This window comes from Achromobacter mucicolens (genome assembly GCF_902859725.1).
Taxonomy (GTDB): Bacteria; Pseudomonadota; Gammaproteobacteria; order Burkholderiales; family Burkholderiaceae_B; genus Achromobacter; species Achromobacter mucicolens.
In genome coordinates, this window is sequence record NZ_CADIJP010000026.1 from 37228 (window position 1) to 59662 (window position 22435).

The 22435-nt window shown below is 61.7% G+C and carries 17 protein-coding genes; 3 read left to right on the forward strand and 14 right to left on the reverse strand.

Annotated features, from left to right (window positions below; translation table 11 throughout):
- Window positions 1-83 precede the first annotated feature (83 nt).
- The 8 genes from HV786_RS24875 to HV786_RS24910 form a co-directional block, all read right to left on the reverse strand.
- On the reverse strand, window positions 84-1037 hold the full coding sequence (locus HV786_RS24875; RefSeq protein ID WP_128829592.1) for a hypothetical protein: 954 nt from the start codon (window positions 1035-1037) through the stop codon (window positions 84-86).
- Between the two features lie 22 nt (window positions 1038-1059).
- Entirely contained in the window at window positions 1060-2292 is a 1233-nt protein-coding gene (locus tag HV786_RS24880; RefSeq protein WP_252870360.1) for an argonaute/piwi family protein, read from the reverse strand.
- A 221-nt stretch (window positions 2293-2513) separates the two neighbouring features.
- Complete coding sequence (locus tag HV786_RS24885) at window positions 2514-4400, reverse strand: SIR2 family protein (protein ID WP_252870359.1); 1887 nt, start codon at window positions 4398-4400, stop codon at window positions 2514-2516.
- Between the two features lie 550 nt (window positions 4401-4950).
- Window positions 4951-8172 (reverse strand): type I restriction endonuclease subunit R, encoded by a 3222-nt coding sequence (locus HV786_RS24890; protein WP_128829590.1) that lies wholly within the window; start codon window positions 8170-8172, stop codon window positions 4951-4953.
- On the reverse strand, window positions 8169-9404 hold the full coding sequence (locus tag HV786_RS24895; protein WP_128829589.1) for a restriction endonuclease subunit S: 1236 nt from the start codon (window positions 9402-9404) through the stop codon (window positions 8169-8171). Before HV786_RS24895 ends, HV786_RS24890 begins: the two co-directional genes overlap by 4 nt.
- On the reverse strand, window positions 9394-10956 hold the full coding sequence (locus HV786_RS24900) for a class I SAM-dependent DNA methyltransferase (RefSeq protein ID WP_128829588.1): 1563 nt from the start codon (window positions 10954-10956) through the stop codon (window positions 9394-9396). The genes HV786_RS24895 and HV786_RS24900 overlap by 11 nt, the downstream gene beginning before the upstream one ends.
- 246 nt (window positions 10957-11202) lie before the next feature.
- On the reverse strand, window positions 11203-11616 hold the full coding sequence (locus HV786_RS24905; RefSeq protein WP_338076564.1) for a helix-turn-helix transcriptional regulator: 414 nt from the start codon (window positions 11614-11616) through the stop codon (window positions 11203-11205).
- 270 nt (window positions 11617-11886) lie between these two features.
- Complete coding sequence (locus HV786_RS24910) at window positions 11887-13797, reverse strand: putative bifunctional diguanylate cyclase/phosphodiesterase (RefSeq protein ID WP_128829587.1); 1911 nt, start codon at window positions 13795-13797, stop codon at window positions 11887-11889.
- A gap of 436 nt (window positions 13798-14233) precedes the next feature.
- Between HV786_RS24910 and HV786_RS24915 the strand changes: the two genes are divergently transcribed.
- The 3 genes from HV786_RS24915 (at window position 14234) to HV786_RS24925 (ending at window position 17312) form a co-directional block, all read left to right on the forward strand.
- Window positions 14234-16159: a bifunctional metallophosphatase/5'-nucleotidase gene (locus HV786_RS24915; protein WP_128829586.1), complete on the forward strand. Its 1926-nt coding sequence runs from the start codon at window positions 14234-14236 to the stop codon at window positions 16157-16159.
- Window positions 16160-16270: 111 nt separating this feature from the next.
- On the forward strand, window positions 16271-16915 hold the full coding sequence (locus HV786_RS24920) for a YiaD family glycine zipper/OmpA-like lipoprotein (RefSeq protein WP_056320876.1): 645 nt from the start codon (window positions 16271-16273) through the stop codon (window positions 16913-16915).
- Window positions 16916-16985: 70 nt separating this feature from the next.
- Window positions 16986-17312 carry a 4a-hydroxytetrahydrobiopterin dehydratase gene (locus HV786_RS24925; protein WP_062841672.1) on the forward strand — a complete coding sequence of 109 codons (327 nt, stop codon included), beginning with the start codon at window positions 16986-16988 and terminating at the stop codon, window positions 17310-17312.
- A gap of 42 nt (window positions 17313-17354) precedes the next feature.
- Here the strand turns inward: HV786_RS24925 and HV786_RS24930 are convergent, their stop codons facing one another.
- From HV786_RS24930 to HV786_RS24955, 6 genes are all read right to left on the reverse strand, one after another.
- Window positions 17355-17810, reverse strand: a complete 456-nt coding sequence (locus HV786_RS24930) for a MarR family winged helix-turn-helix transcriptional regulator (protein WP_128829584.1) — start codon at window positions 17808-17810, stop codon at window positions 17355-17357.
- Window positions 17807-18049, reverse strand: a complete 243-nt coding sequence (locus HV786_RS24935) for a hypothetical protein (protein ID WP_175211976.1) — start codon at window positions 18047-18049, stop codon at window positions 17807-17809. The genes HV786_RS24930 and HV786_RS24935 overlap by 4 nt, the downstream gene beginning before the upstream one ends.
- Window positions 18046-19671, reverse strand: coding sequence for an FAD-dependent monooxygenase (locus HV786_RS24940; RefSeq protein ID WP_175211977.1), 1626 nt, complete (start codon window positions 19669-19671; stop codon window positions 18046-18048). Before HV786_RS24940 ends, HV786_RS24935 begins: the two co-directional genes overlap by 4 nt.
- A 141-nt stretch (window positions 19672-19812) precedes the next feature.
- Window positions 19813-20511, reverse strand: coding sequence for a DUF6776 family protein (locus HV786_RS24945; protein WP_056320887.1), 699 nt, complete (start codon window positions 20509-20511; stop codon window positions 19813-19815).
- A 146-nt stretch (window positions 20512-20657) separates the two neighbouring features.
- Window positions 20658-21344 (reverse strand): N-acetylmuramate alpha-1-phosphate uridylyltransferase MurU, encoded by a 687-nt coding sequence (gene murU / locus HV786_RS24950; protein ID WP_175211978.1) that lies wholly within the window; start codon window positions 21342-21344, stop codon window positions 20658-20660.
- Window positions 21344-22384, reverse strand: coding sequence for an aminoglycoside phosphotransferase family protein (locus HV786_RS24955; protein WP_128829980.1), 1041 nt, complete (start codon window positions 22382-22384; stop codon window positions 21344-21346). Before HV786_RS24955 ends, murU begins: the two co-directional genes overlap by 1 nt.
- Window positions 22385-22435: the final 51 nt, after the last annotated feature.

Consider the following 22435-nt stretch of genomic DNA (forward strand, 5'->3'; position numbering starts at 1 on the left):
CAAGGGTTCGGACTTAGAAAACCCCTGAACGTTGCTCATAGGGGCTTCATGCTGAAATGCCTCAAAATTTCCAAGGCCTACTATCAGGGCAATAGGAATCTGTCAGCGCAGTCGCTGGTGACCTGCTGCGCGAAGGCCTCCACGTCTCTGGCGAGGCTGGCGATAGCAGAATCCTCTATCTCGATCTTGTTGCCCCCCATGTCGGTTCCACTCCGGTGAACGATGTGGTGCCGAGTCTCCAATGGTTTCTGAAACGCCTTGACGCTCGGCAGTTGAACTTCCAGCCCCAGCTTGTAAAGGGCGCCAACCTGCTCCCATCGGTGCCACACAAGGCCCTGAAGGTAGCCTTTGACGGTCGCCTCGATCCCCGCGTGCCGGGAGTACACCTCGCTGAGTTTGAACTTCTGCTCCGCGAAAACTGGGAGACGCTCGACGCACCGCTGGAGCACCTCCGGCCGGGTACTAATCCAGTGCTGTGCCGTTTCCCAAAGGAAGGACTCCAAGACGCCAATCAGGGAGCCAAAAACCAAGCGCGCTACCAGCGGTCTGGCCACCGGGTTCGTCTGAAGCCGCAGCGTCGTGTTCAACTCTGCAATCCGCTCCCTGACGCGCAGCAGCGGGCCATCCGGCTGGACCATCTCCAAGTCGAATCGCTCGTCGAAGTAGTCTGGCGGCTCGCGAAGGATCGGTGCCCATTGGTCGCCCACCTCCATTACCAGCTCGCTCGCAACCTCATGGATCACTTCTCCAGGCACCATATTGCCGAATCGGGTATACAGTTCATCGACTGGGTCATAAGGCCCGCCGTGAATGAAAAGGTAGCCGCCTTCTCGACTGTTGTAGGGCGTGTCATTCGCCGGGTCGCAGAAGCGTGCCGTGAACCATTCCCTCACTGCGATTCGCTGTTCATCCTCGCCAGCGCGCTCGATCCATGAATTGTCTGGGTCGAACGGGCCGTCCACGTCGAACTTGTTGCCCCAAGCTTCGGGGGGAAGATTGCCAAGTTCGCTGTCATTAAGGTGGTCGTTCCAGCCCATCTTCTCGCGCCTCGAGTATCAATCACATAAACAGCCTGTAGGGGTAGACGCTGCTAGGCAGATCCCGCACGCTAGCGATGGTTTGGGCCAAGCGTTTTGAATAACGAATGCTTACGGGCACTGGGTCGTAGAGCGCGTCGTTGTTCCAATCCATCTTGGACAACGCCAGTGCCTCATGGGCGATGAGATCAAGTGCGCCTCGACCGGCATGCCGAATCAGCTGCAATGGCTTGGGGATGCTCTTCTTCCCCTGGTAGTAGTTGCCAGTGTTAGACACGCCTGGCGCATTGCCGGCTACCCAGAGAAGCGCAGAATTCCCCGATCGAACCATCATCGTGCCTCTGGGCACTGGGTAGGCGGCGGGCTTGCTGAGCGGAGGCGTGCGCCGGCCAGTCCCTAGCAGCCAAACACCACGCCAGCATGCTGCGGCACCGATCTCGATGCACTCGATTTCAGGCACTCCAGCCAGAGCGTCGAATGCTCCCTCGATTTCCTCATGCTTAAATGAGGTCGTCTTGTGGATCACTAATCGCTTGGGTAGGTTGCCGCCATTGCGGCCCTGGTAGAGCTCGAGACTGCGCGCTAAGACGGCACGCATATCATCGCGCGTCAGAAATGGATTGCGGCGCGCCTCCTCCACATCCGCCACTGGATCGCGCGCCTCGAAGGCTACAAACTGCATCCCGCCACCATCCATGTCGAATACCTGGGAGCAACAGGTCACATAGTGAGCCTCGCGCTGGTCTCCCCGGAGCGCGTAAGCCAGCCCGATGTACGCGGTGTCCTTTGGAACGCAAGGCAACGGCGCGAGTTTCCAAGGCGTGCCGGCAGCCTTCACATACAGCGCCGTCGCAAGACGCCAAGCCAGCGATGCCTTGTAATTGAAGCTGAACACTCGGTCGTTTAGGACTTGGGTAGGGATGTTGTACTTGGCCCCGAGCGCCTTTAGAGCATCGTGCGCATCGAACACCCGTGTCTTGGTTACCGGCAGCCATGAGTCCGGGAAATGCACCAGGACGACATCAAATTCGTTTCGCAGCGTCTCCAGCCGACGCAGGGCAGCATCCATCGCCTGGAATAGCCGCTGCTGAGCATCACCGTCGCCAGGGAGGCTACCGAGAGAGTCTGGCCATTTGATGTGGGCCTCCTTGGCCGCGCTAACCAACTGCACCCGGAACAACTCTTCGAACCCAGGATAGGGCGGCACGTACTCAGCCCGGTCTGAAGGCTGATGCGAACCCTTCAGCAGCTTCATAAGGTCGCCACGCTGGTAGAACGCCCCCGCAGGTCCCACCGTGGCCACGCGAATCTGCGAGGTGTACCCGCCAAAGGAGCCCTGCGAAAACGGTCCATGGTTGATGAGGCCCCTCAGTGGGTGAACATCGACCTTGGACTCGTCTAGCGGGGAGAACGAGAGCAACGGTTCATCCAGAAGACTGAACGGTGGCAATTGGGCTGGGTTCACAGGTCTCCCCATCACGACTTCCTCTCGAAGTAGCCGTGATGATGGCCGGGCCTGCTCCAGCCTGTGTAGCGGGACACCGCGAACACGGCGTCAACGCCAGCGCCGCCCTCGACGCCAAAAGCACACACGGTGCCATCCCGCGTCGAAGTGAGCATCTGGACCCATCCCTCAATGATGGCAGCCCATTCACGGTTTCGCCGATTGAACCAACGCTCACGGCGCCAGTCGCCCGCTGGGTCACCGCCCTGGCGCTCCCGCGGCAGACCAAGCCCGTCCTTCTCCGCACTCTGCGGTTCGTCCCGCTGTGCAGCAGGGTTCTCCTCGCGGGGAATCTGAACAAACGTGTACGGTTCAAACCCGCACCACCATCGCTCTTCGATTTGCTCGAGCTTTAGGAAGATGCCTTCCTGGAACGGATAGCCAAGCTTTGGCACTACCCCTGTGAGTGCACTATCGTAAGCCTTCTTGAGCCCGGCTAAGTCCTCAACACGCTTTTGGGTGCGCAGTTCGTCTTCACCCTTGCGAGGGGCTGCCACGACCAAGGAATGACCCGATGTGCGAAGCCTAGGGTTTAATGGGCGGTGCCTGGACAGCGCCTGCACCAGCGAGTCGTAGAGCAGGCCCATAGCCCAACTGTTGCGCACGGGTTCAAGCTCGACAGTTCCTGCCAGCTTCGGACCTAGGGGAGCGAGCGCAGCTAGGATAGCATCGTCCCTGCCAAACACCGCAACGTCCGTACCATTCGCGGCCACCGCGGCGCGCACATTTTGCTCTTTCAACATCGACCGTACAACCGGTGAAGTTGTGGCCTGATTGAGTGTTATACGGCGGGCGAACCGGGGCATGGACTCGATTAGCAAAGCGGAGTACCGCAGGACCGGAAATGGTCGAGCGTCACTCTGGGGCAATTGCACAGGCACCAACCGCTGCTCTGCCCTTCCTTGTTCCAGTTGGTTCATAAGAACCTTGGGGAGGTCGACATGCTTCAGCACGTCAGCGGCCAACTCGTCAAACGTCTTGCACTCCACAACGGCTACGTCCACACCCGCTAGCTGAGCGTTCGCCAGAAACTCCACCACGCCAGGAAGTAACTTCGACGATGATTGCGTGACCCAGTACAGCCCGTTCGGGAACGGCGTAGTTTCCTTCAGGACAGCATTTAACGCCTCCATTACCGACGCATCTCGGCCGCTGTAACCTACGAACACCATGCCAAGGCGCTGGCTCGCTTCGACCAGTACGTGTCGCATACGCTCGTCTTGCTTCTCGAGCTCCGAGCCGGTGTTCTTGATTTCAATGGACTGATAATCGCCGTGAAGCTTTGCAACCAGAGGCCAGTCGGCCTCGGTCAGGCACCGCTTAGCCCGATCTGCTGAATCAAGGCCTGCGACTGTCGGGCGGCGCTGGTCAGCAACCGGGAGCAACGTATTGGCCGCAACTGCTGCATCCTCTACTAAGGGGTCGAAGTTCGTGGTGAAGACGCAATCGACCTTGCCGCCGGCCATCATGCTTGCCAGGGCCTTGTGTCCGTAGCAGGGCGTGCCCTTCTTGATCGCGTCGTCGATGTACTGACGGCGCAACCGGGGGTGCGGGTACACCGCCTCGAACGCCTTGGCATATTCCGTTGGGTCACCATCCGGCGGCAGCAGGGAGGATCCGCGAAAAAAGGCGTCGATTCGCTCCGTCCATACCGGGTCACCGGTGTCAATCTCGCGTTTTGAAAGGTTATTCTCGCGGCAGAAGATTTGGGCTTTGAAGTCCCGGATCATCATATAGCCGGTCGGGATGCCAGACGCCGCCGAAGCACCTGCTCCGAGAAACCATGCAATTAAGTTCGGCCGGAGCGCGAACGCTGTGGCGAATTGCCTTGCCGAAATCGACGGAAGTGCGTCTATCAAGCCAACTCCTCCATTACGAGTGCTGCCCGAATGTGCGTCAGGTCTGCGCAACTATTGTGCGCCATCAATATAGCGTGAACCTGTGCGGAGATTCATTCAGAACGTCAAAATCCCGATCCCTCAGTCCTGTGACCGACGTTTTGTTCAGCCGGCAAACCCGCTCACTGTTAACTTAACGGAGGCCTTTATGCTAAAGCTTCGGCTCGCGGAAGTCTCACCACAGGTCTCTTCTTAAACCTTGCCAGGCGCTCAAGGGAAAGCAGTCATGCGGGCTGCCGTAGATCCGGCGCAAGACGTCAGCGTCAGCTACCCCGTCTAAGCCGGCCGTGAAATGCCGATACCGGCATCGGGCGACAATGAGCGTAATGTGCCGACACTGTGAGCCCGTCTAACGGCTCCCGTTGCGAAACAGATGCTCATTTCAATTGCTGAGCTTTCGCTTCTGGCCGGGGATTGCCTCTCAGATACGACCACAGTCGACACCTCACGGCCCGCCATTAGCCCTTTGGAAATGCGAATCGGTTCGGCCCTGTGCGAACCGCTCGACAACTCAAGCAACCCATTCCTCTCCCAACCTTTCAGCCTGCATCAGAATCAGTTCAACGGCAGTATCCGCCATGTCAGGCGGATACTTGTACTTGCGCAATATGCGCTTGACCATGAGGCGCAGACTTGCCCGCACGCTTTCGCGCTTGGACCAATCAACTGTGATGTTCTTGCGCAGGTTTTCTGTCAGTTCATGCGCGATTTTCTTTAACGTCTCGTCGGTCAACTCGCGCACAGCAGATTCGTTGTTGGCCAGAGCGTCATAGAAGCGGATCTCGTCGTCAGTTAGCCCCAGCTCTTCACCGCGCTTTGCCGCTTCACGGAACTTCTTGGCCATGTCGACCAGTTCTTCCATGACCTGAGCCGTCTCGATGCTGCGATTCTGGTAGCGCTTGATGACATTGCCGAGCATGTCGGAGAACTTGTTTTGCTGCACTAGGTTGCTGGCGAACTTGCTTTTGATTTCTCCTTCCAGCAGACGCTCCAGCAGCTCGACGGCCAGGTTGCGCTCGGGCAGGTTGCGAACCTGGGCAAGAAACTCGTCATCCAAGAGGCCGATGTTGGGCTTCTCCAGACCTACGGCGTCGAAGATGTCGACCACGCTTTCACTGACCACGGCCTGATTGATGATCTGACGGATAGCGGCTTCTCGCTGTTCGTCGGTTTTCTTTTGCGTGCTGATGTCACGCTTGGTCAGGATTACCTTGACGGCCTGCATGAACGCAACTTCGTCGCGAAGCGCCTTGGCCTCATCCAGTGTGCAGCACAGGGAGAACGCTTTGCTCAGGGCTAGCGTGTTATCAGCGAATCGCTTCTTGCCGTCCAGCTTGGCGTCCTTGTCGCCCGCAGGCGGGCGTAGCGACAGGATGTGGTTCGCGGCGCCCGCCAGGACCTTGTGGCCGCTAGTCTTGAAGCCCGAGTAATCGAAGCCATGCATCATGCCGCGCAGGACGTCGAGCTTCTCCAGCAACACGGCGAAGGCTTCGTGGGCATCGACGGTGGGTTTACCGCGGCCCTTGCTGGCGGTGTACTCCTTCATGGCGGCCTTGAGCTCATTGCCAATGCCGATGTAGTCGACCACCAGGCCGCCCTGTTTGTCCCGGAAGACACGGTTCACGCGGGCAATGGCCTGCATGAGGTTGTGGCCCTTCATGGGCTTGTCGATGTACATGGTGTGGACGCACGGCGCGTCAAAGCCTGTCAGCCACATGTCGCGCACAATGACCAGCCGCAATGGGTCCTTGGGATCTTTAAAGCGCTTCTCTAGCCGCTTCTTGACCTGACCGCTGTAGATGTGCGGGCGCAGCAAGGCTTTGTCGCTCGCGCTGCCCGTCATGATGACCTTGATAGCGCCTTTTTCTGGGTCCTTATCGTGCCAGTCGGGGCGCAGATCGATGATTTCTTTATACAGGAGCGCACAGATATCGCGGCTCATCGCGACTACCATGGCTTTGCCATCCTGCGCTTTGTTGCGCTCTTCGAAGTGCTCGACGAGGTCGGCTGCCACGCTGGCAATACGCGGCTCGGCGCCTACGACTTTTTCCAGGGCTGCCCATCTCGATTTCAGGCGAGCCTGGGTCTGCTCTTCCTCATCTTCGGCAAGTTCGTCGACCTCTTCGTCCAGCGATGCCAGATCAGCTTCCTTGAGCTTGAGCTTGGCCAGGCGCGACTCGTAGTAGATGGCCACGGTGGCGCCATCCTCTTTGGCCTGCTGCATGTCGTAGACATGGATGTAATCGCCAAACACGGCGCGCGTATCGCGATCGGTGCTGCTGACGGGCGTGCCCGTGAAGGCCACAAAGGTGGCGTTTGGCAGCGCATCCCGCAGGTGTTGGGCATAACCCACCTGATAGGTGACCGTGGGTTCTGCAACTGCCAACGCGGCGGTCACGCCAACACCCAGGTCATCGTTCGCAGCCAACTGACCGTATTCGTTGGTGCTGAAGGACTTGTTTTTGCGAGTCTTGAGCTTGGCTTCGAAACCGTACTGCGTGCGGTGGGCTTCGTCTGCAATCACAACGATATTGCCGCGGTCCGATAGGACCGGGAAGGTGTCCTCATCTTCTCCAGGCATGAACTTCTGAATGGTAGCGAAGACGATGCCGCCTGAAGGACGATTGGTCAGCAACCTACGCAGGTCCTGACGGGTATCGGCCTTTACGGGCTGTTCGCGCAGGAGGTCTCGCGACAGGCTGAATACCCCAAACAATTGGCCGTCCAAGTCATTGCGGTCGGTGATGACCACAACCGTGGGGTTCTGCATGGCCGGTTCCTGCATCACGCGGGCGGCAAAGCAGGTCATGGTGATGCTTTTGCCGCTGCCCTGGGTGTGCCATACCACGCCGCCTTTACCGCGCTGGCTCGCGCTGCCTTGTAGTTGCGACGCCTCGACCACGTGCTGGATGGCCAGCCGCACGGCGTGGTACTGGTGGTAGCCGGCAATCTTTTTGATGAGGGCGCCGTCGTCTTCAAACAGCACGAAGTAGCGCAGATAGTCGAGCAGGTATGCAGGCGCGAGCAGACCGCGCACGAGCGTTTCGAGCTCGTTGAACTGCCCCAAGGGGTCAAGCTCTACACCATCAATCGTGCGCCATTGCATGAAGCGCTCGGCATTGGCGGACAGTGAGCCATACCGGGCTTCGCTACCGTCGGACACGACCAGAATCTCGTTGTACTCGAAGACGTCTGGAATCTGTGCCTTGTATGTCTGAATCTGGTCGTAGGCCTTCCAGATGTCGGCATTCTCATTGACACTGTTCTTCAGCTCAATCAGCACCAACGGCAAGCCATTGATGAACAAAATGATGTCTGGTCGTCGCGTATGGTGCGGGCCTTTGATGGTGAACTGGCTAACCGCCCAGAATTCGTTGTTTTGCGGATTAGCCCAATCCACCAGCCGCACGAAGTCGCCACGGGTTTCGCCATCCTTTTGATACTGGACGTTCACGCCGTTGGTTAGCAGCTTGTGGAAAACGCGGTTGGCGGCCAACTGAACAGGAGTGTCTAGGTTCTCGATTTGCTTGAACGCATCATCGCGCGCGGAAGCCGGGATGTGGGGATTCAGGCGGTCGATGGCAGCCCGCAGGCGCTGGGACAGAATGACCTGTGCATAGCTTGTACGCTGGGGGTCCGGACCGTCATGGGCGATATCTGGACCGCTGCGAACCGTGTAGTCGACTTCTGCGAGCCAGCCTAGAGTTTCCTGTTCGAGTTGGTCTTCGGTCATTGCAAAGCGTTCTCTGCTTGTTCTTGGGCTTCGGAGAGGCGAAGTTGGCCGGAGATGAGACGGGGGAGTAGGGTGTCTCTAAGCTGCGCTAACGATGTCAGCGTCTTAAGATTCACGAGCACCCGTTCCATGAGAATCTCCACATTCGTTTCAAACTTGGCGATTATGCTCGGCGGTGGACTGGCCACTCTCACGCCTTTGAATGTTGCTGTGGTAATAGTGTCAAAAACTGAGCCATGGGCTTGTTGTTTAAGCTGCTCGACCAAGCGTTGCGTAGAGAAATAGGTGAAGTAAATATCATCATTTTTCCCTCTCAGTCCATAGCAAGACTGATTCATTGCCATCTCACATCCAGTAAGAGCCAATTTGCCAACCGTTCCCCGAGCGGAAATGATCGTTGTGCCAAATGGAAGCAGTTTTGTTGAAGATCCGTCCAAGCCTGCCTGAGTAATCTTCTTTTCCGTATTTACCACAAAGGTATCAGCGCCGCTCGGCACGTCAACGACGGAGTACCAGAGTATGTGACCTCCCCAGTAATCAGGATTGGAGGTCTTAGGCGTTCCCCCCCCGATGATGCGGATCGTTTCGTGGAAGGAGATTGCACTCCATTGCGTTGGAATTAATCCAAGCCCTGACTCTTCAAACGAATCAGGAAACAGCGCCGCGGTCTTTTCATCCATCCCTTCAGGCCGACGGCCTTCCATTTTGGCGCGCACCGGGTCAAAGTCCACGAACCAGGACTTGAAGATGGCTTGGGCGATGGATTCGAGGGTTTTGTTGGTTTCGCGTAGGAGGGTGATTCGGTCGTCTAGCGTTCCGAGAACCTTTGCAATCTCTCTTTGCTCACCAATTGGCGGCAACGTCACTACCGCCTCATGCAAGTGATTTCGATTGATGCCTGGCACAGCCGCTTTGTCGGAGTAGGCGTGAAAATCCAGTGTTTTAAGGAAATAACTTATATATTTTCTGTCATTTCCCTTAAAGTCTCGAACATAAAGTGTCGTGTTAAGGGGCCAGAAGTCGGTATCAACATAAAATACTTCACCAATGGTTCCATATCGCCCCGTTACGACACCGGGCCCTTTGACCATCGCAACTTCGTGGGTATCACTAATGCCAGATGACGAGATCAGGGGTACCGTGCCGAGTTTTCGTTTGGCTTTCGGCAGGTCGTAGCCGCGCTTTAACTCGATGAACTCGCCGAGTTTTCCTGTAGGCCACTCAGAACTCATAGCCCAGTCCCCCCAGCTTCTGCCGAATCAGCGCATCCAGCTCCGCCCCTTTTGCCATCTGTTCGCCTAGCTTCTCGGTCAGCTTCTGCATCTTTTCGGCAAAGGCTTCATCGTCGTGTTCGACTTCTGCTGCACCCACATAGCGGCCGGGAGTCAGCACATGCCCATGCTGGACAATCTCGGCTAGCGGCACGCTGCGGCAAAACCCTGCCACGTCTGCATACTCCATGGTGTCGGCGCCATCCTCGACTTCCCCACGCCATGCGGCCACGGTTTCTGCGATCCGAGCAATGGCTGCGTCATCCAGCTCAGCCTGCACACGGGAGATCATTTTCCCCAGCTTCCGCGCGTCGATGAAAAGCACTTCACCTTTGCGCTTTTTCTGTTTGGCCAGGAACCATAAGCAGGCCGGTATCTGGGTGTTGAAGAACAGCTGCCCGGGCAGCGCCACCATCACCTCCACCACGTCGGCATCGATCATGGCGGCGCGAATGACGCCCTCGTTGTTCTGGCTAGAGCTCATCGACCCGTTCGCCAGCACAATGCCTGCGCGGCCGTTGGGCTTCAGGTGATACAGCATGTGCTGTAGCCAGGCGTAGTTGGCATTACCGTGGGGCGGGTCGCCATACTCCCAGCGGGCATCGCCCTCCAAGCTGCCGTGCCACCAGTCGCTGATGTTGAACGGTGGGTTGGCCAAGACGAAGTCGGCTCGTAGATCCGGATGCTGATTGCGCGTGAAGGTATCAGCCGGCTCCTTGCCCAGATTGAAGTCTATGCCCCGAATCGCCAGGTTCATGGCGGCCAGGCGCCAGGTGGTGGGGTTGGACTCTTGTCCATAAATGGACACGTCGTCAATCTTGCCGCCGTGCGCCTCGATAAATTTCTCTGACTGCACGAACATACCGCCCGAGCCGCAGCAGGGGTCATACACCTGGCCTTTGTGCGGAGCAAGGACCGCCACCAGCGTCTTGACGATGCTGGCGGGAGTGTAGAACTGACCGCCTTTCTTGCCTTCGGCGCTGGCGAATTGGCCCAGGAAGTATTCGTACACCTGACCCAAGATGTCTCGGGCTGCGTTGGCATCGCTGCCGAAACCGATAGTCGACACCAAGTCTACGAGTTCGCCCAGCTTGCCGTCGGGAAGCTGGGCACGGCCATAGCGTTTGTCCAAAATGCCCTTGAGCTTTTGGTTCTCGGACTCGATGGCAGTCAGGGCATCATCAATGCGCTTGCCGATGTCGGGCTGCTTGGCGGCGGCACGCAGGCTTTCCCAACGAGCCGCCTCGGGCACCCAGAAAGTATTAGCCGCTGTGTAGTAATCGCGGTCTTCCAGCTCGGCAGTCAGCTCATCTTCGCTAGCACCGGGAAAGTGGAACTCATCGTTCTCGTCGGCGAAGCGTGCACGCAGTTCGGCCTGCCGTGCCGCGAAGGCATCCGAGATGTACTTCAGAAAGATCAGCCCTAGCACCAAGTGCTTGTATTCGGCCGCATCCATATTGGCGCGCAACTTGTCTGCTGCGGACCATAACGTCCGCTTGATGTCGTCGATCATTGGTATGTAACTAATTTTGTAGTACTGGCAACGAGGGAAAGTAGCACACTGTGGCATTACCTACGCTTCGACATTCAGTAAGGTAGAGCCGAGCTCTCTCGAGGCTTGTTGTGCCATGATCGACTGACCATGCAGCCCGCCCTTGACGTGTTTTTCCGAAATCGGGTGCAGAGCGGCGTATGGGGTGGGCTCGCTGAAAGAGAACACCACAAATGGCGGGGCTGTTTGGCCGATATACGCCTTGGCCTAATCTGGCTTTGCCAGTTGCCGTCGTTGAAGCTGTTCAGCCTTGGTTGGCCTCCCACGTCGGCGTGCAACCTGTAGCGCAGCTGTTCGCTCAGATGTTGCAAGAGCTACTTGGGGGGCATGCTGCGCTTCACGCTGTGATGCCAGCCAAGCTTGAACCTCCGCCTGCTCATAGCGCAGCAGTCTGCCCACTTTCACACAAGGAGGGAGGGGCTCTCCGCGCGTGCGCCGGTTGTACAAGGTCTGCACGGACAAGCCCAGGACGGCGGCCAGTTGAGCAGGGGTAAGAAGTTTTTCCATCTTTACTTTCGCGAAGGCACTGGCACATGCCAGCAAAAAGTATAGACAGGCATGGGTAGCCATGGCTGCCTGGCAGTACCCCCCGGTAGGCCGTACAATCTGCCCCGGCGCCATCGAAATTGACCGCACTTTTAACGCACTGACCGCAGTAAAGTGCGTTAGGTGGCGGTAAGTCCCGGTAAGCTAAGCTCATGATTTCTCTAGATATTCATGTTGGTCTGCCCCTGGCAAAACACCCCTGAAACGGACTCTTAATCCGTAGGTCGAGTGTTCGAGCCACTCACAGCCCACCAGAATTCTTTGGCAGTACATCAAAAAGCCCACCGGTTTCGGTGGGCTTTTTGCATTGCTTCGCAACTAGTGGCTTGGCGCGCGTAGTAACACTTACGCCAATATCCGCAGCGCCGTCTCTATCCCAAACGCCTGCGCAAACTGCTGCGCCGGCAGCGGCCTGCCGAACAGATACCCTTGTCCCTCTTCGCAATGCTCGGCCAGCAGCCATTCGCGTTGCGCATCCGTTTCGATGCCTTCGGCGATGGTGTTCAGGTCGAAACTGCGCGCCACGTCCACGATGGCGCGGATCACGGTGGCGTCGCGGTTCGAGTCCAGCATGCCGCTGACAAACGAGCGGTCGATCTTGATGCGCGTGATGGGATGGGTCTTCAACAGGCTCAGCGACGCATACCCCGTGCCGAAGTCGTCGAACGAAATGCCCACGCCTTGCGCACGCAGGCGCTGCAGCATTTCCAGCACCGTGTCGTCGTGGTTCAGCACGATGTTTTCGGTGATTTCCAGTTCCAGCGCCTCGGGGGGCAGGCCGTGCCGGGCTAGCGTCTGCGCGACCTCTGCCGCCAGGTCTCCTTCGCGGAACTGCGCGCCGAAAAGGTTCACGGCGATGCGAAAGTCGTGCAAGCCGCTGCGGCGCCAGAACGCGGCTTGGCCGCACGCTTCGTTCAGCACCCATGAGCCCACCGTGGCCGCCAGCGGTCCGCCCTCCAAGGAGGGAAGAAAGGCGGCGGGCGCCAGCAGGCCTAGCTGGGGATGACGCCAGCGCAACAGCGCTTCGGCGCCGGTCAGCGCACCGGTGGCCAGGTTGATCTGCGGCTGGTAGAAGAGCAGGAATTCGCCTTTGGCGACCGCGCGGTGCAGTTCCATGCCATACAGGCGGCGTGCGACGGCTTCCAGGCGCAGGTTGGGGGCGAAGACGGAGACGCGGCCGCGGCCGACCGCCTTGGCCTTGACCAGGGCGAGATCGGCGTTGCCGACGAGCTCGAGCGCTTCGTGGGCGTGCAGCGGTGCAATGGCCACACCGCAGCTTGCGGTAAGCCGAAGCTCCTGCCCGCCGATATGGAAGGGTTCGGCAATCCGCGCGAGGGCCAGTTGCGCCAACTCCGTCGCCTGCGTCAGGTCGCCGACGTCTTGCTGCAGGATGGCGAATTCGTCGCTGCCCAGGCGGGCGACGGTGTCGCAGGGATCCGCCGTGCGCTCCAGGCGCGCCGCAAGTTCGCGCAGGATCGCGTCGCCGATGGCGTTGCCCAGGGTGTCGTTGATGTCCTTGAAGCCATCCAGGTCCAGCATCAGGATGGCGGCGGGACACGGGCGCGCCAGGACTTCTTCCACGCGCCGATAGAAGACGCCGCGGTTGGCCAGCCCGGTCAGCGGATCGAAGCCGGTGAATTTGCGTGCGTCCTCGTCATGCCGCATGGGCGCGGGTTCCGCGCCGGCTCGTGGCGCGGCCAGATGCGTCTGCCGCTCGACCGAGGCCAGATCGCTTATCTTTCGGGCGCGTTCGGCGTTGACCTCGACACGCCGAAGCTCCAGGCGGTCGGAGGCCATTCGGGCCAGTTCGCGCAGCCGGTCCTTGTCTTCCTCGCTGAAGTCGGTGTGCGGTTCCGTATCGATGATGCACAACGCGCCCAGCGGATGGCCTTCGGGGGAATTCAACGGCACGCCGGCATAGAACCGGATGCTTGCCGCCCCGCAGACGAGGGGATTGTCGTGAAAGCGATCGTCCAGCCGGGCATCCGGCACGACCATGACGTCGTCCTGCAAGACGGCGTGGGCACAAAACGAGACGTCGCGGCGCATGTCCGTCTCTTCAAAGCCCGTGCTGGCCGCAAAGAAGACGTGATCGCTGCCGATCATGTTGATGGCCGACACCGGCATGTTGAACATGCGCGACGCGATGCGGACCACCGGATCAAGACTGGGGAGCGCGCGCCGCGCATCCAGCCCATATTCCGACAGGGCGCGCAATCTTTCGGTCTCGCTTGGCAAAGGTGGGGGGCATTTCATCTACAGCCTCCTTTTTATTTCTCCTTGTCCTGCGCGTTCTGGATTTCCCGGCGTTGCTTGGCCGAGCCGCGCAACGTATCACCGTCCTGGCCGGTGGCCTGTTCGGGCGCGCGGGAGGTGCCGAAGAACCAGTATCGAAGTGTGACGCGATCCTCAAAGATTCACCGACACACCTGTAACTGAATATTCCGTTTTCGAATTTAGCGCAGCTTTCTTCCGTTTGCCAGCGCGCGGCGGGACGCGATTGCGCGATTACTCGGGGCGACATGGTCGCGCGCGCGAGCCCGCGCGGTACGCACAAAACGAGTCAAAACCATTACCCGTCGGTTGAAAACAATCATTTTTTTGCGTGGAAGGTTTTCAGCTTGCATTCATCGTTGCGTCATGCGCGGCACACAGAATGCGGGCCTCGAACAGCTTCCACGGGAAAAAGGAAATGAAGTTCTGGAATCGGAAGGCGCTCGCCTGCGCCGTCATGAGTGCGATGACGCTGATTGCGGGGTGCGGCGGCGACAATGGCAGCGATGACGAGACGCCGCCGGTCATCGAGGAGCCGCCCGCGCAGGCCCGGCCGCTGGAACTGACGATCCTTCACATCAATGACCACCATTCCACGCTGGACGGCAAGGACAAGACGCTGACCTTGAAGAATGCGGCCGGGGTCGATACCGACGTGACCGTGTCGGCCGCGGGCATGCCGCGCGTGAAAGCCGCCATCGACCAGCTGGCCGCGAATTCGCCGAACGTGCTGAAGCTGCATGCGGGCGATGCGCAGACCGGGACGCTGTATTTCAACCGCGCCGGCGCGCCGGGCGAGGCCGATACCGCGCTGATGACCACGGTCTGCTTCGATGCCATGGCGGTGGGCAATCATGAATTCGACAAGGGCGACGACGGGCTGAAGCGCTTTGTGGACTTCTTGCATGCCGGTACGTGCCAGACGCCCGTCCTGAGTGCGAACGTCGCGTTTGGCGCTAGTTCGCCGCTGCAGGGCACCGATCTGATCAAGCCTGCCATCGTCGTCGAACGCGACGCCCAGAAGATCGGCATCGTCGGCCTGACCATCGCCAGCAAGACCAAAGAATCGTCGAGCCCCAATGCGGACACGACGTTCACCGACGAAGCCGTGGCCGCGCAGGGGCAGATCGACGCGCTGCGCGCCGATGGCGTCAACAAGATCATCCTGCTCAGCCACATCGGCTACGGCTATGACAAGGAAGTGATTGCCAAGCTGAGCGGTGTGGACGTGGTGGTGGGCGGCGATTCGCACACGCTGCTGGGTCCCGACTCGATGAAGACGATGGCCGTGGGCACGCCGGGCGGCGCCTATCCGACCCGTCTGGCCGACAAGGACGGCAAACCTGTCTGCCTGGTGCAGGCATGGGAATACTCGCAAGTCGTGGGCGAACTGAAGGTCAGCTTCGACGCCAACGGCGACGTGACGAACTGCGCCGGCACGCCCCACGTGCTGATCGACACCGACTACCGCGTCAAGTCGGGCAGCGCCCTGGTTGCGGCCTCCGATGCCGACCGCGTCGCCTTCAAGGCCGAGGTTGCGGCCAGCGGTTTCCTGCGTGAGCAGACGCCGGACGCTGCGGCGTTGTCGGTGCTGCAACCCTTCAAGGACAAGATCGACGTCTTCAGCAAGACCAACGTTGCGCAGGTGCCGCTGGAGCTGTGCTTTCGCCGCATTCCGGGCCCCACGCCCGCCAGCAATGCAGCCAGTCCGGCTTGCGAAAGCGAAGGCAACGTCGCCCTGCGCGGCGGCGACATCCAGCAGCTGGTGGCGCAAGCGTATCTTGATGTGGCCAACGCCGAATACGGCGGCGCCGACATGACGCTGCAAAGCGGCGGCGGTGTGCGGCGGGCCCTGAATGGCACCGTGACGGCGGCCGACGTGATCGCTGTCGTGCCGTTCGGCAACATGCTGTGGCGCCTGGACCTGACCGCCAATGAGGTCCGGTCCATGATCGAGGACGGCCTGGACGCGACGTACAAGCCGGGCGGCAAGGACGGTCCTTACCCCTACGCGGCGGGCCTGCGCTGGGACGTGACGGCCTCCAACGCGAAGGGCAGCCGCGCCAGCAACTTTCAGTACCTGGATCAGGCAACCCGCACGTGGCTGCCGCTGGACAATGCGCGCACCTATCGACTCTTCGTGCTGAGCTTCAATGCGACGGGCGGCGACGGCTACGCCACCCTGGCCAACGTGCCGTCCGAGCGCCGTTCCGACATCGGTGTGCTGGACGCCGACGTGTTCCAGGCCTACATCGACATGCAGACCAAGGACGCGGGCACCGGACTGCCGATCCTGAACCGCATCGACAACGACCGCTACAGCACGCATAACTGGCAGCCGTGATCGTGGGCGGGGCGTCAGGGCATACAAAATGTTGCCCGACGCCCCGGAGCCCCTTGCTAGCATGATCCTCGCCGGAATGAACCGGTATCTGGATGGACAGTGGAGGTTGCCATGAACTCAAGAACAATCAACCGGATCGCCGTGCTTGCGACCGCGGGCGTGCTGCTGGCCGGTTGCGCGACGCAACAGCAAACGAATACCGCTGTCGGTACGGGCGCGGGCGCGGCGTTGGGCGCTGGCATTGGCGCGCTGATCGGGCACGGCAAGGGCGCGGCGATCGGCGCGGGCATCGGTGCGGTGGCCGGCGGCCTCGTGGGCTACAACTGGAAGGTGGTCAAGGAGGACGTGCAGAGTTCCGGCGCCTCGTCGCTGGGCATCGACGTCGTGGAAATGCCCGACGGCAGCCTGAAGGTCAATATTCCGAGCGGCGTGTCGTTCGATACGGACAAGACGCAGCTCAAGCCGGCGTTGCTGCCGGTGCTCGATAGCGTGGCGCGTTCGCTGAACCAGCATCCCGAGCTGCGGGCCAAGGTGGTCGGCCATACCGACAGCACGGGTTCGCTTGCGCACAACCAGACGCTGTCGGTGAACCGCGCCAAGAGCGTGACCGATTACCTGGCCAAGCAGGGGGTGGCGGGCACGCGTCTGTCGGTGGAAGGCCGCGGTCCGAACGATCCGATCGGCGACAATGCAACGGCCGAAGGGCGCGCGCTGAACCGGCGCGTGGAGATCTACCTGTACGCGGTCCGGCAGTAAGCGCGGGCGCGTTCCTTGCTGTCAGGCGGCTGGCGCGATGCGCGGCCGCCTTTTCTTTCCGGAGTCTGTCATGAGCGATTTTCCTCCCGCCTGCATCGGTACCGATACCGCGGTTGCCGCGCTCACCGGCTGGCAGGCCGTGGCCATGCGCGATGCCATCGAAAAGCGCTATCGCTTTCCCAACTTCAACGCCGCGTTCGGGTTCATGGCGCGGGTGGCGATGTTCGCGGAAAAGCTGAATCATCATCCCGAGTGGACCAATGTCTACAACCGCGTGGACGTGACGCTGACCACGCACGACGCGGGCGGTGTCACCGAGCTGGACGTGCGGATGGCGCAGTTCATGGATGAGGCGGCCGAACACGCGGGCGCGACGGCGCCCAAAGCGCAGCCCTGACCTTGGCGGCCGGCGGAGTGGCCCGGCTGAACGGCCCGCTGCTCAGTCCGCCGTGTCGCCGGCCTCGGTTTGCAGGTGGCCGATCAGGCGGTCCAGCATGTCGCCGAATTGCTGCTGTTCGTCGGCGGTCAGGCAGCCGAAGATTTCGTCGTTGCGGCGCGCAATGAGGTCGACGATGCGGCGGTACTGGGTCATGCCGTCGTTAGTGGGCGCCAGCACCACGCCGCGTCCGTCGGACGCGGAGACCGTCTTTTCGACAAGCCCGCGATCCACCAGCGCCTGCGCCGAGCGGCTGGCCTGGCCCTTGTTCAGGTTGGCGGCGCGCGCCAGGTCGTTGACGGACAGCGGCGCAAACCGGCCAATGGCGGCGAGGCACCGCGCCTCGCCCAGCGGAATGTCGCAGTCCTTGAGATAGGCCCGATTCGTGTCGCGGTCCGTGATCTTGTTGAGCACGTGAAGGCGATAGGTGAGGAATCGTTCCAGGGCGGGCGTTTTCACGTCGGACGGGCGGGATCGGCGCCCGCGCAAGATGAGGCCGGATAGTTTGCCACAGCGCCGTCATCCAGGCTGGCCGCTTCGGCCTGCGCCAGCAGCGACAGGGCTTCTTCGGAAGACGGCAGGCGGCTGAGCAGCGACAAACCGAGTATCGACAGAAAAAGCGGCGCGCGCGATTCGCCGACGCGCGTGAGCGTCTGCGCCATGCTGGTGTAGACCTGGTCCAGGGCTTCGGGATTCATGCTTGGCCTTTCGAGGTAGCGGTGGAGTTGAGCGAGGGGTAGTAGGGCGCCAACGCGGCGCGCAGGTCGGCGGCGGCGGGCGCAACCCAGCGTCCCAGCACGTAGCCGTCGGGGCGCAGCAGGTAGACGGCGCCGGCCTGGTGGCCGTAACGCGAGGCGAGCTGGCCGTGGGGGTCGGCCAGGCCGCCCGGGCCGGCGCGCAACACCTGTAGTGGTCGCGGGGCATCCTGCGTGGCCGCGGCCAGCGCATCCAGCGCGGTCGACACGGCCGGGTCAGGCGAAATGGCCAGCGCCACGAAGCCCGCGCCGAAATGGGCGGTCAGGTATTGCGGCGCGTCGCCATCCTGCAGCAGCACGTCGGGCGCGGGTTGGCCCGGCGCGGCGGCCGGGCCGGCCTCGGGGGCGCGGTCCTCGCGGTTCAAGGGCGAGGTGTCGTACGAGATGGGCGCGGACTGGCGCGGATTGATGAGCGATCGCACGCCGTCGTCCACCAGCGCAAGGCACAGTGCGGCCTCGCGCATGAGCCGGAAGCCGAAGTCCGGCGGCGCCATGAATTCCGTGCTCTTGGCGCCGTAGGCCAGGTTCTGGCGCGTGGCATGGACGCGCTCGATGCTGTAGCTGTCCAGCAGGGCTTCGGGCGACTGGCCCTTCAGCACCCAGGCAAGTTTCCAGGCCAGGTTGCCGGCGTCGTCCAGCCCGGAATTCAGGCCGCGCACGCCGAAGATCGGCACGAGGTGGCCCGCGTCGCCCGCGAACAGCACGCGGCCGTGGCGGTAGCGATCCAGCGTCAGGCACTTGGCGTTGTAGATCGAGATCCAGAGCGGCCTCCAGGGCGCGGTCTCGCCGATCATGTCCAGGTGGCTCTGCACGCGCGGCAGCACGTTTTCCGGCTTGACGGCTTCGTCGGGGTCTTCGTCGTCGCGGATCTGGTAGTCGACGCGCCACACGTTGCCGGGCTGGCGATGCATCAGCAGCGTGGATCCGGGATTGGAGGGGGGATCGAACCACGCAAGGCGTTCGACGGGCCGTTGCGATTCCTGTTCGATGTCGACGATGACGTAGCGCCCCTCGTACTGCATGCCTTCCAGCTTCAAGCCCATCGCGTCGCGCACGGTGCTGCGGCCGCCGTCGCAGGCGACGAGCCAATCGGCGCGCACCGTCTGGCGGGCGCCGTCCGCCTCCACCTCGACCGATACGCCGTCCGGACCGGGCTGCACGGCCGTGACGCGTGCCGACCAGGCAAGCGTGGCGAGGCCGGGATGGCGCCGCATGGCCTGGTGCGCGAATTCCTCCACGTAGTACTGCTGGATGTTCACCATCGGGGCATACCGCTGCAGGGGATCGTGCGGCATCTGAAAGTGCAGGACTTCGCGGTCGCGGTAGTAGCTTCGCCCGCCCGTCCAGGCCAGACCCGTGTCGATCAGCGGCCGGTCGGCGCCGATCCAGCCCAGGATCTCCTGCGACCGGCGCGACATGCAGATGGCGCGGCTGCCGCTGCAATAGCCTTCATCGGCCTCAACAGTGAGGGAGGCGATGCCGTACTCGGCGAGCAGGGCGGCCAGGGTCAGACCGACCGGACCGCCGCCGGCGATCAGGACGGGAACGTGCGAGGGGAGCGTCATGCTGTCTCCAAAATTTGGTTGTTTGCGCAACTATATGCCCGGGATGTTGCGTACGCAACCAATTTTTGAAGGCGATAAAAAACCCGCCGAGGGGCGGGTTTGGGGCCGGTTCAGGCCGATGGCGGCCTTCAGTGGCGCATGTCAGTTGCGTACGTTGTAGATGCGCATCGCCTGCTGCTTCTGGTTGGCGTCCAGCACGCGCAACACCACGACCTTGGCGGTGAAACCGTCGGGCAGCTTGAGCTGGCCCAGCGCGTAGTCGTAGCGGTCGACCGTCAGTGCGGGGCCTTCCGGCGTCACGGTGGCGGAGCGGCCGTTGGGGTAAGAGCCTTCGATGGCGAAGGTGAGCGTGCCCTTGAAGGGCGCGCCCGTGCGTTCTTCGCGCATCACCAGCACCTGGTAGTCGAGCAGGCCGGGGGCGCGCTTGAAGGTGGCCGAGCGGATGCCGAGGTTGCCGCCGCGGGGGTCGGGCGGCATGGCGTCCTGGAACAGCACCAGTTCCTTGTTCAGGGTTTCGATCTTGGCGCGGCTTTCCGCCAGGTCGGTGGTCAGCTTTTCGTGGCCGGCCTTGTTGGCGTCGCGCTGCTGGGTAGCTTCTTCAAGCTGGGTCTGCAGGCGCTGGCGCTCCATGTTGGAGGCGCTGAGCTCGCTGTGCAGCTGTTCGGATTGTTCGACGGTCAGGCGTTGCGGACCGTAGTTGGTTTGCAGGAAGAGCACGCCGCCCGCGCCAAGCGCAATGCCAACCAGCAGCAGAACGAGCCAGCGCGGCATGCGGCGCGTGCGTTGTCCCGGTTGGTATACGGAGGGCTTGAACGTGGCCCGTTGCGATCTTCCAAACATCCCCATTCCTAGAAAACTTCCTGTGTATGTGCTCGTGGGCAGGCGCGCGCGCATGCCAAAGCGTCAGAGAATACCCCGTTAGCCGGGGGCGTTGCGTGCGCGGACAAGCCTCGTTGCGCACCTTGATATTGTGAAATATGTGAGCGTCACGCGGCCGCGCTGGCCAGTTCCGCGTCCAGGTCGGCGAGCCGTTGCGGGGTGCCGACGTCGGTCCAGCGGCCGGCATGCCGCGCGCCGCGCACCTGGTCCTGGCCCATCGCCTGCCGCAGCAGCGGCGCCAGCGGCGCGGCCTGGCCGCGCGGGACGTCCGCGAACAACGAAGGATGGTAGACGCCGACGCCCGCAAAGGTCAAACGGGGCTCGCCCTGCGCCAGCACGCGCCCCTCGGCCGTCAGGACGAAGTCGCCGGCGGGATGGTGCGCGGGATTGTCCACCAGAAGCAGCCATGCGCCGCCCTGCGTCACGAGGCCGGCGGCGTGGTGCGCGTCGGCCGGGTTCCAGTCGCACCAGATGTCGCCATTGACGACAAGGAACGGGTCGTCGCCCAGAAGGGGGAGCGCCTGGGCGATGCCGCCCGCGGTCTCCAGCGCGGTGGCTTCGGCCGAATAGCTGATGCGCACTCCGTATGCGGCGCCGTCGCCCAACGCGCGTTCGATTTCGTGGCCGAGCCACGCGTGATTGATGACGATGTCGCGGATGCCGGCCGCGGCCAGGCGCGCCAGATGCCAGACGATCAGCGGCTTGCCGCCGACCGGCAGCATGGGCTTGGGCAGACGGTCGGTCAGCGGGCGCATGCGTTCGCCGCGGCCCGCGGCAAGAATCATGGCGCGCATCAGAACGTGTATCCGACGCTGACCTGGCGGTCGTCCAGGCGGTCCAGCAGGCGCAGCAGCGGCGTGAAGACGCCATAGCGCTGCGCCACCTGGCGGACGTAGCCGTTCACGCGCGGGATGTGCGCCAGGTAGTGGGCCTTGCCATCGCGATGGTTCAGGCGGGCAAAGACGCCCAGGATCCGCAGGTTGCGCTGCAGGCCCATCCATTCATAGGCGCGGTGGAATTCGGCGAAATCGGCGTCGACCGGCAGGCCGGCCGCACGCGCCATTTCCCAGTAGCGGATCGCCCAGTCGAGCTGCTGCGGTTCTTCCCAGGTGGTGCGGGCGTCCGTCACCAGCGACGCCAGGTCGTAGGTGATGGGACCGGCCAGCGCATCCTGGAAGTCGATGACGCCCGGGTTGGGCCCATATTGCGGCTGGTCGCAGACCATGAGGTTGGGCGAATGGAAATCGCGGTGCACCAGCACCTGCGGCTGCCCGGCGTTGCTGGCCGACAGCAGGGCGAAGATCTTTTCCATCGCATTGGCCGTCTTGTCGTCCAGCGTCACGCCGTGGTGCTTTTGCACGTACCACTCGGGGAACAGCTTGAGCTCGTCGGCCAGCCGCGCGCCGTCGTAGACACCCAGCCCGGCGGTCGAGGCCTGTTGCAGCTTGACCAGGGCGGCCAGCGCCTCGCGGTACAGCGTCTGCAGCTGGGCGTCGTCCAGGCCGTCCTGGATGCGCTGGTAATAGGTTTGTTCGCCCAGATCGGACAGCAGCAGCAGGCCCTGGTCCAGGTCCTGCGCCAGCACGGCCGGCACGTTCAGCCCGGCGTCCGCCAGCAGCTTGTCCACATGCAGGAACGGGCGGCAGTCCTCGTGCTGGGGCGGGGCGTCCATGACAATCAGGGTCCGCGATCCCGCGTTCAACCGGAAGTACCGGCGAAAGCTTGCGTCAGCCGACGCGGGGCGCAGCGTCTCCACGGCCAGGTTCAGGGCAGGGGGCAGGCCTTGCAGCCAGTTGCGCACCTGCGCCAAGCGGGGGTCGTGATCGTTTTTCAAGGAAGATCCGTGTCAGAAGGGCAAAATTGGGGAATTTTCGATTTGGCGAAC

Coding starts and splice junctions, on each gene's coding strand:
- HV786_RS24875 (WP_128829592.1), bottom strand. CDS start 1,037: ATGGGCTGGAACGACCACCTTAATGACAGCGAACTTGGCAATCTTCCC.
- HV786_RS24880 (WP_252870360.1), bottom strand. CDS start 2,292: ATGAAGCTGCTGAAGGGTTCGCATCAGCCTTCAGACCGGGCTGAGTAC.
- HV786_RS24890 (WP_128829590.1), bottom strand. CDS start 8,172: ATGACCGAAGACCAACTCGAACAGGAAACTCTAGGCTGGCTCGCAGAA.
- HV786_RS24895 (WP_128829589.1), bottom strand. CDS start 9,404: ATGAGTTCTGAGTGGCCTACAGGAAAACTCGGCGAGTTCATCGAGTTA.
- HV786_RS24900 (WP_128829588.1), bottom strand. CDS start 10,956: ATGATCGACGACATCAAGCGGACGTTATGGTCCGCAGCAGACAAGTTG.
- HV786_RS24905 (WP_338076564.1), bottom strand. CDS start 11,616: ATGGCGCCGGGGCAGATTGTACGGCCTACCGGGGGGTACTGCCAGGCA.
- HV786_RS24910 (WP_128829587.1), bottom strand. CDS start 13,797: ATGAAATGCCCCCCACCTTTGCCAAGCGAGACCGAAAGATTGCGCGCC.
- HV786_RS24915 (WP_128829586.1), top strand. CDS start 14,234: ATGAAGTTCTGGAATCGGAAGGCGCTCGCCTGCGCCGTCATGAGTGCG.
- HV786_RS24920 (WP_056320876.1), top strand. CDS start 16,271: ATGAACTCAAGAACAATCAACCGGATCGCCGTGCTTGCGACCGCGGGC.
- HV786_RS24925 (WP_062841672.1), top strand. CDS start 16,986: ATGAGCGATTTTCCTCCCGCCTGCATCGGTACCGATACCGCGGTTGCC.
- HV786_RS24935 (WP_175211976.1), bottom strand. CDS start 18,049: ATGAATCCCGAAGCCCTGGACCAGGTCTACACCAGCATGGCGCAGACG.
- HV786_RS24940 (WP_175211977.1), bottom strand. CDS start 19,671: ATGACGCTCCCCTCGCACGTTCCCGTCCTGATCGCCGGCGGCGGTCCG.
- HV786_RS24945 (WP_056320887.1), bottom strand. CDS start 20,511: ATGTTTGGAAGATCGCAACGGGCCACGTTCAAGCCCTCCGTATACCAA.
- murU (WP_175211978.1), bottom strand. CDS start 21,344: ATGCGCGCCATGATTCTTGCCGCGGGCCGCGGCGAACGCATGCGCCCG.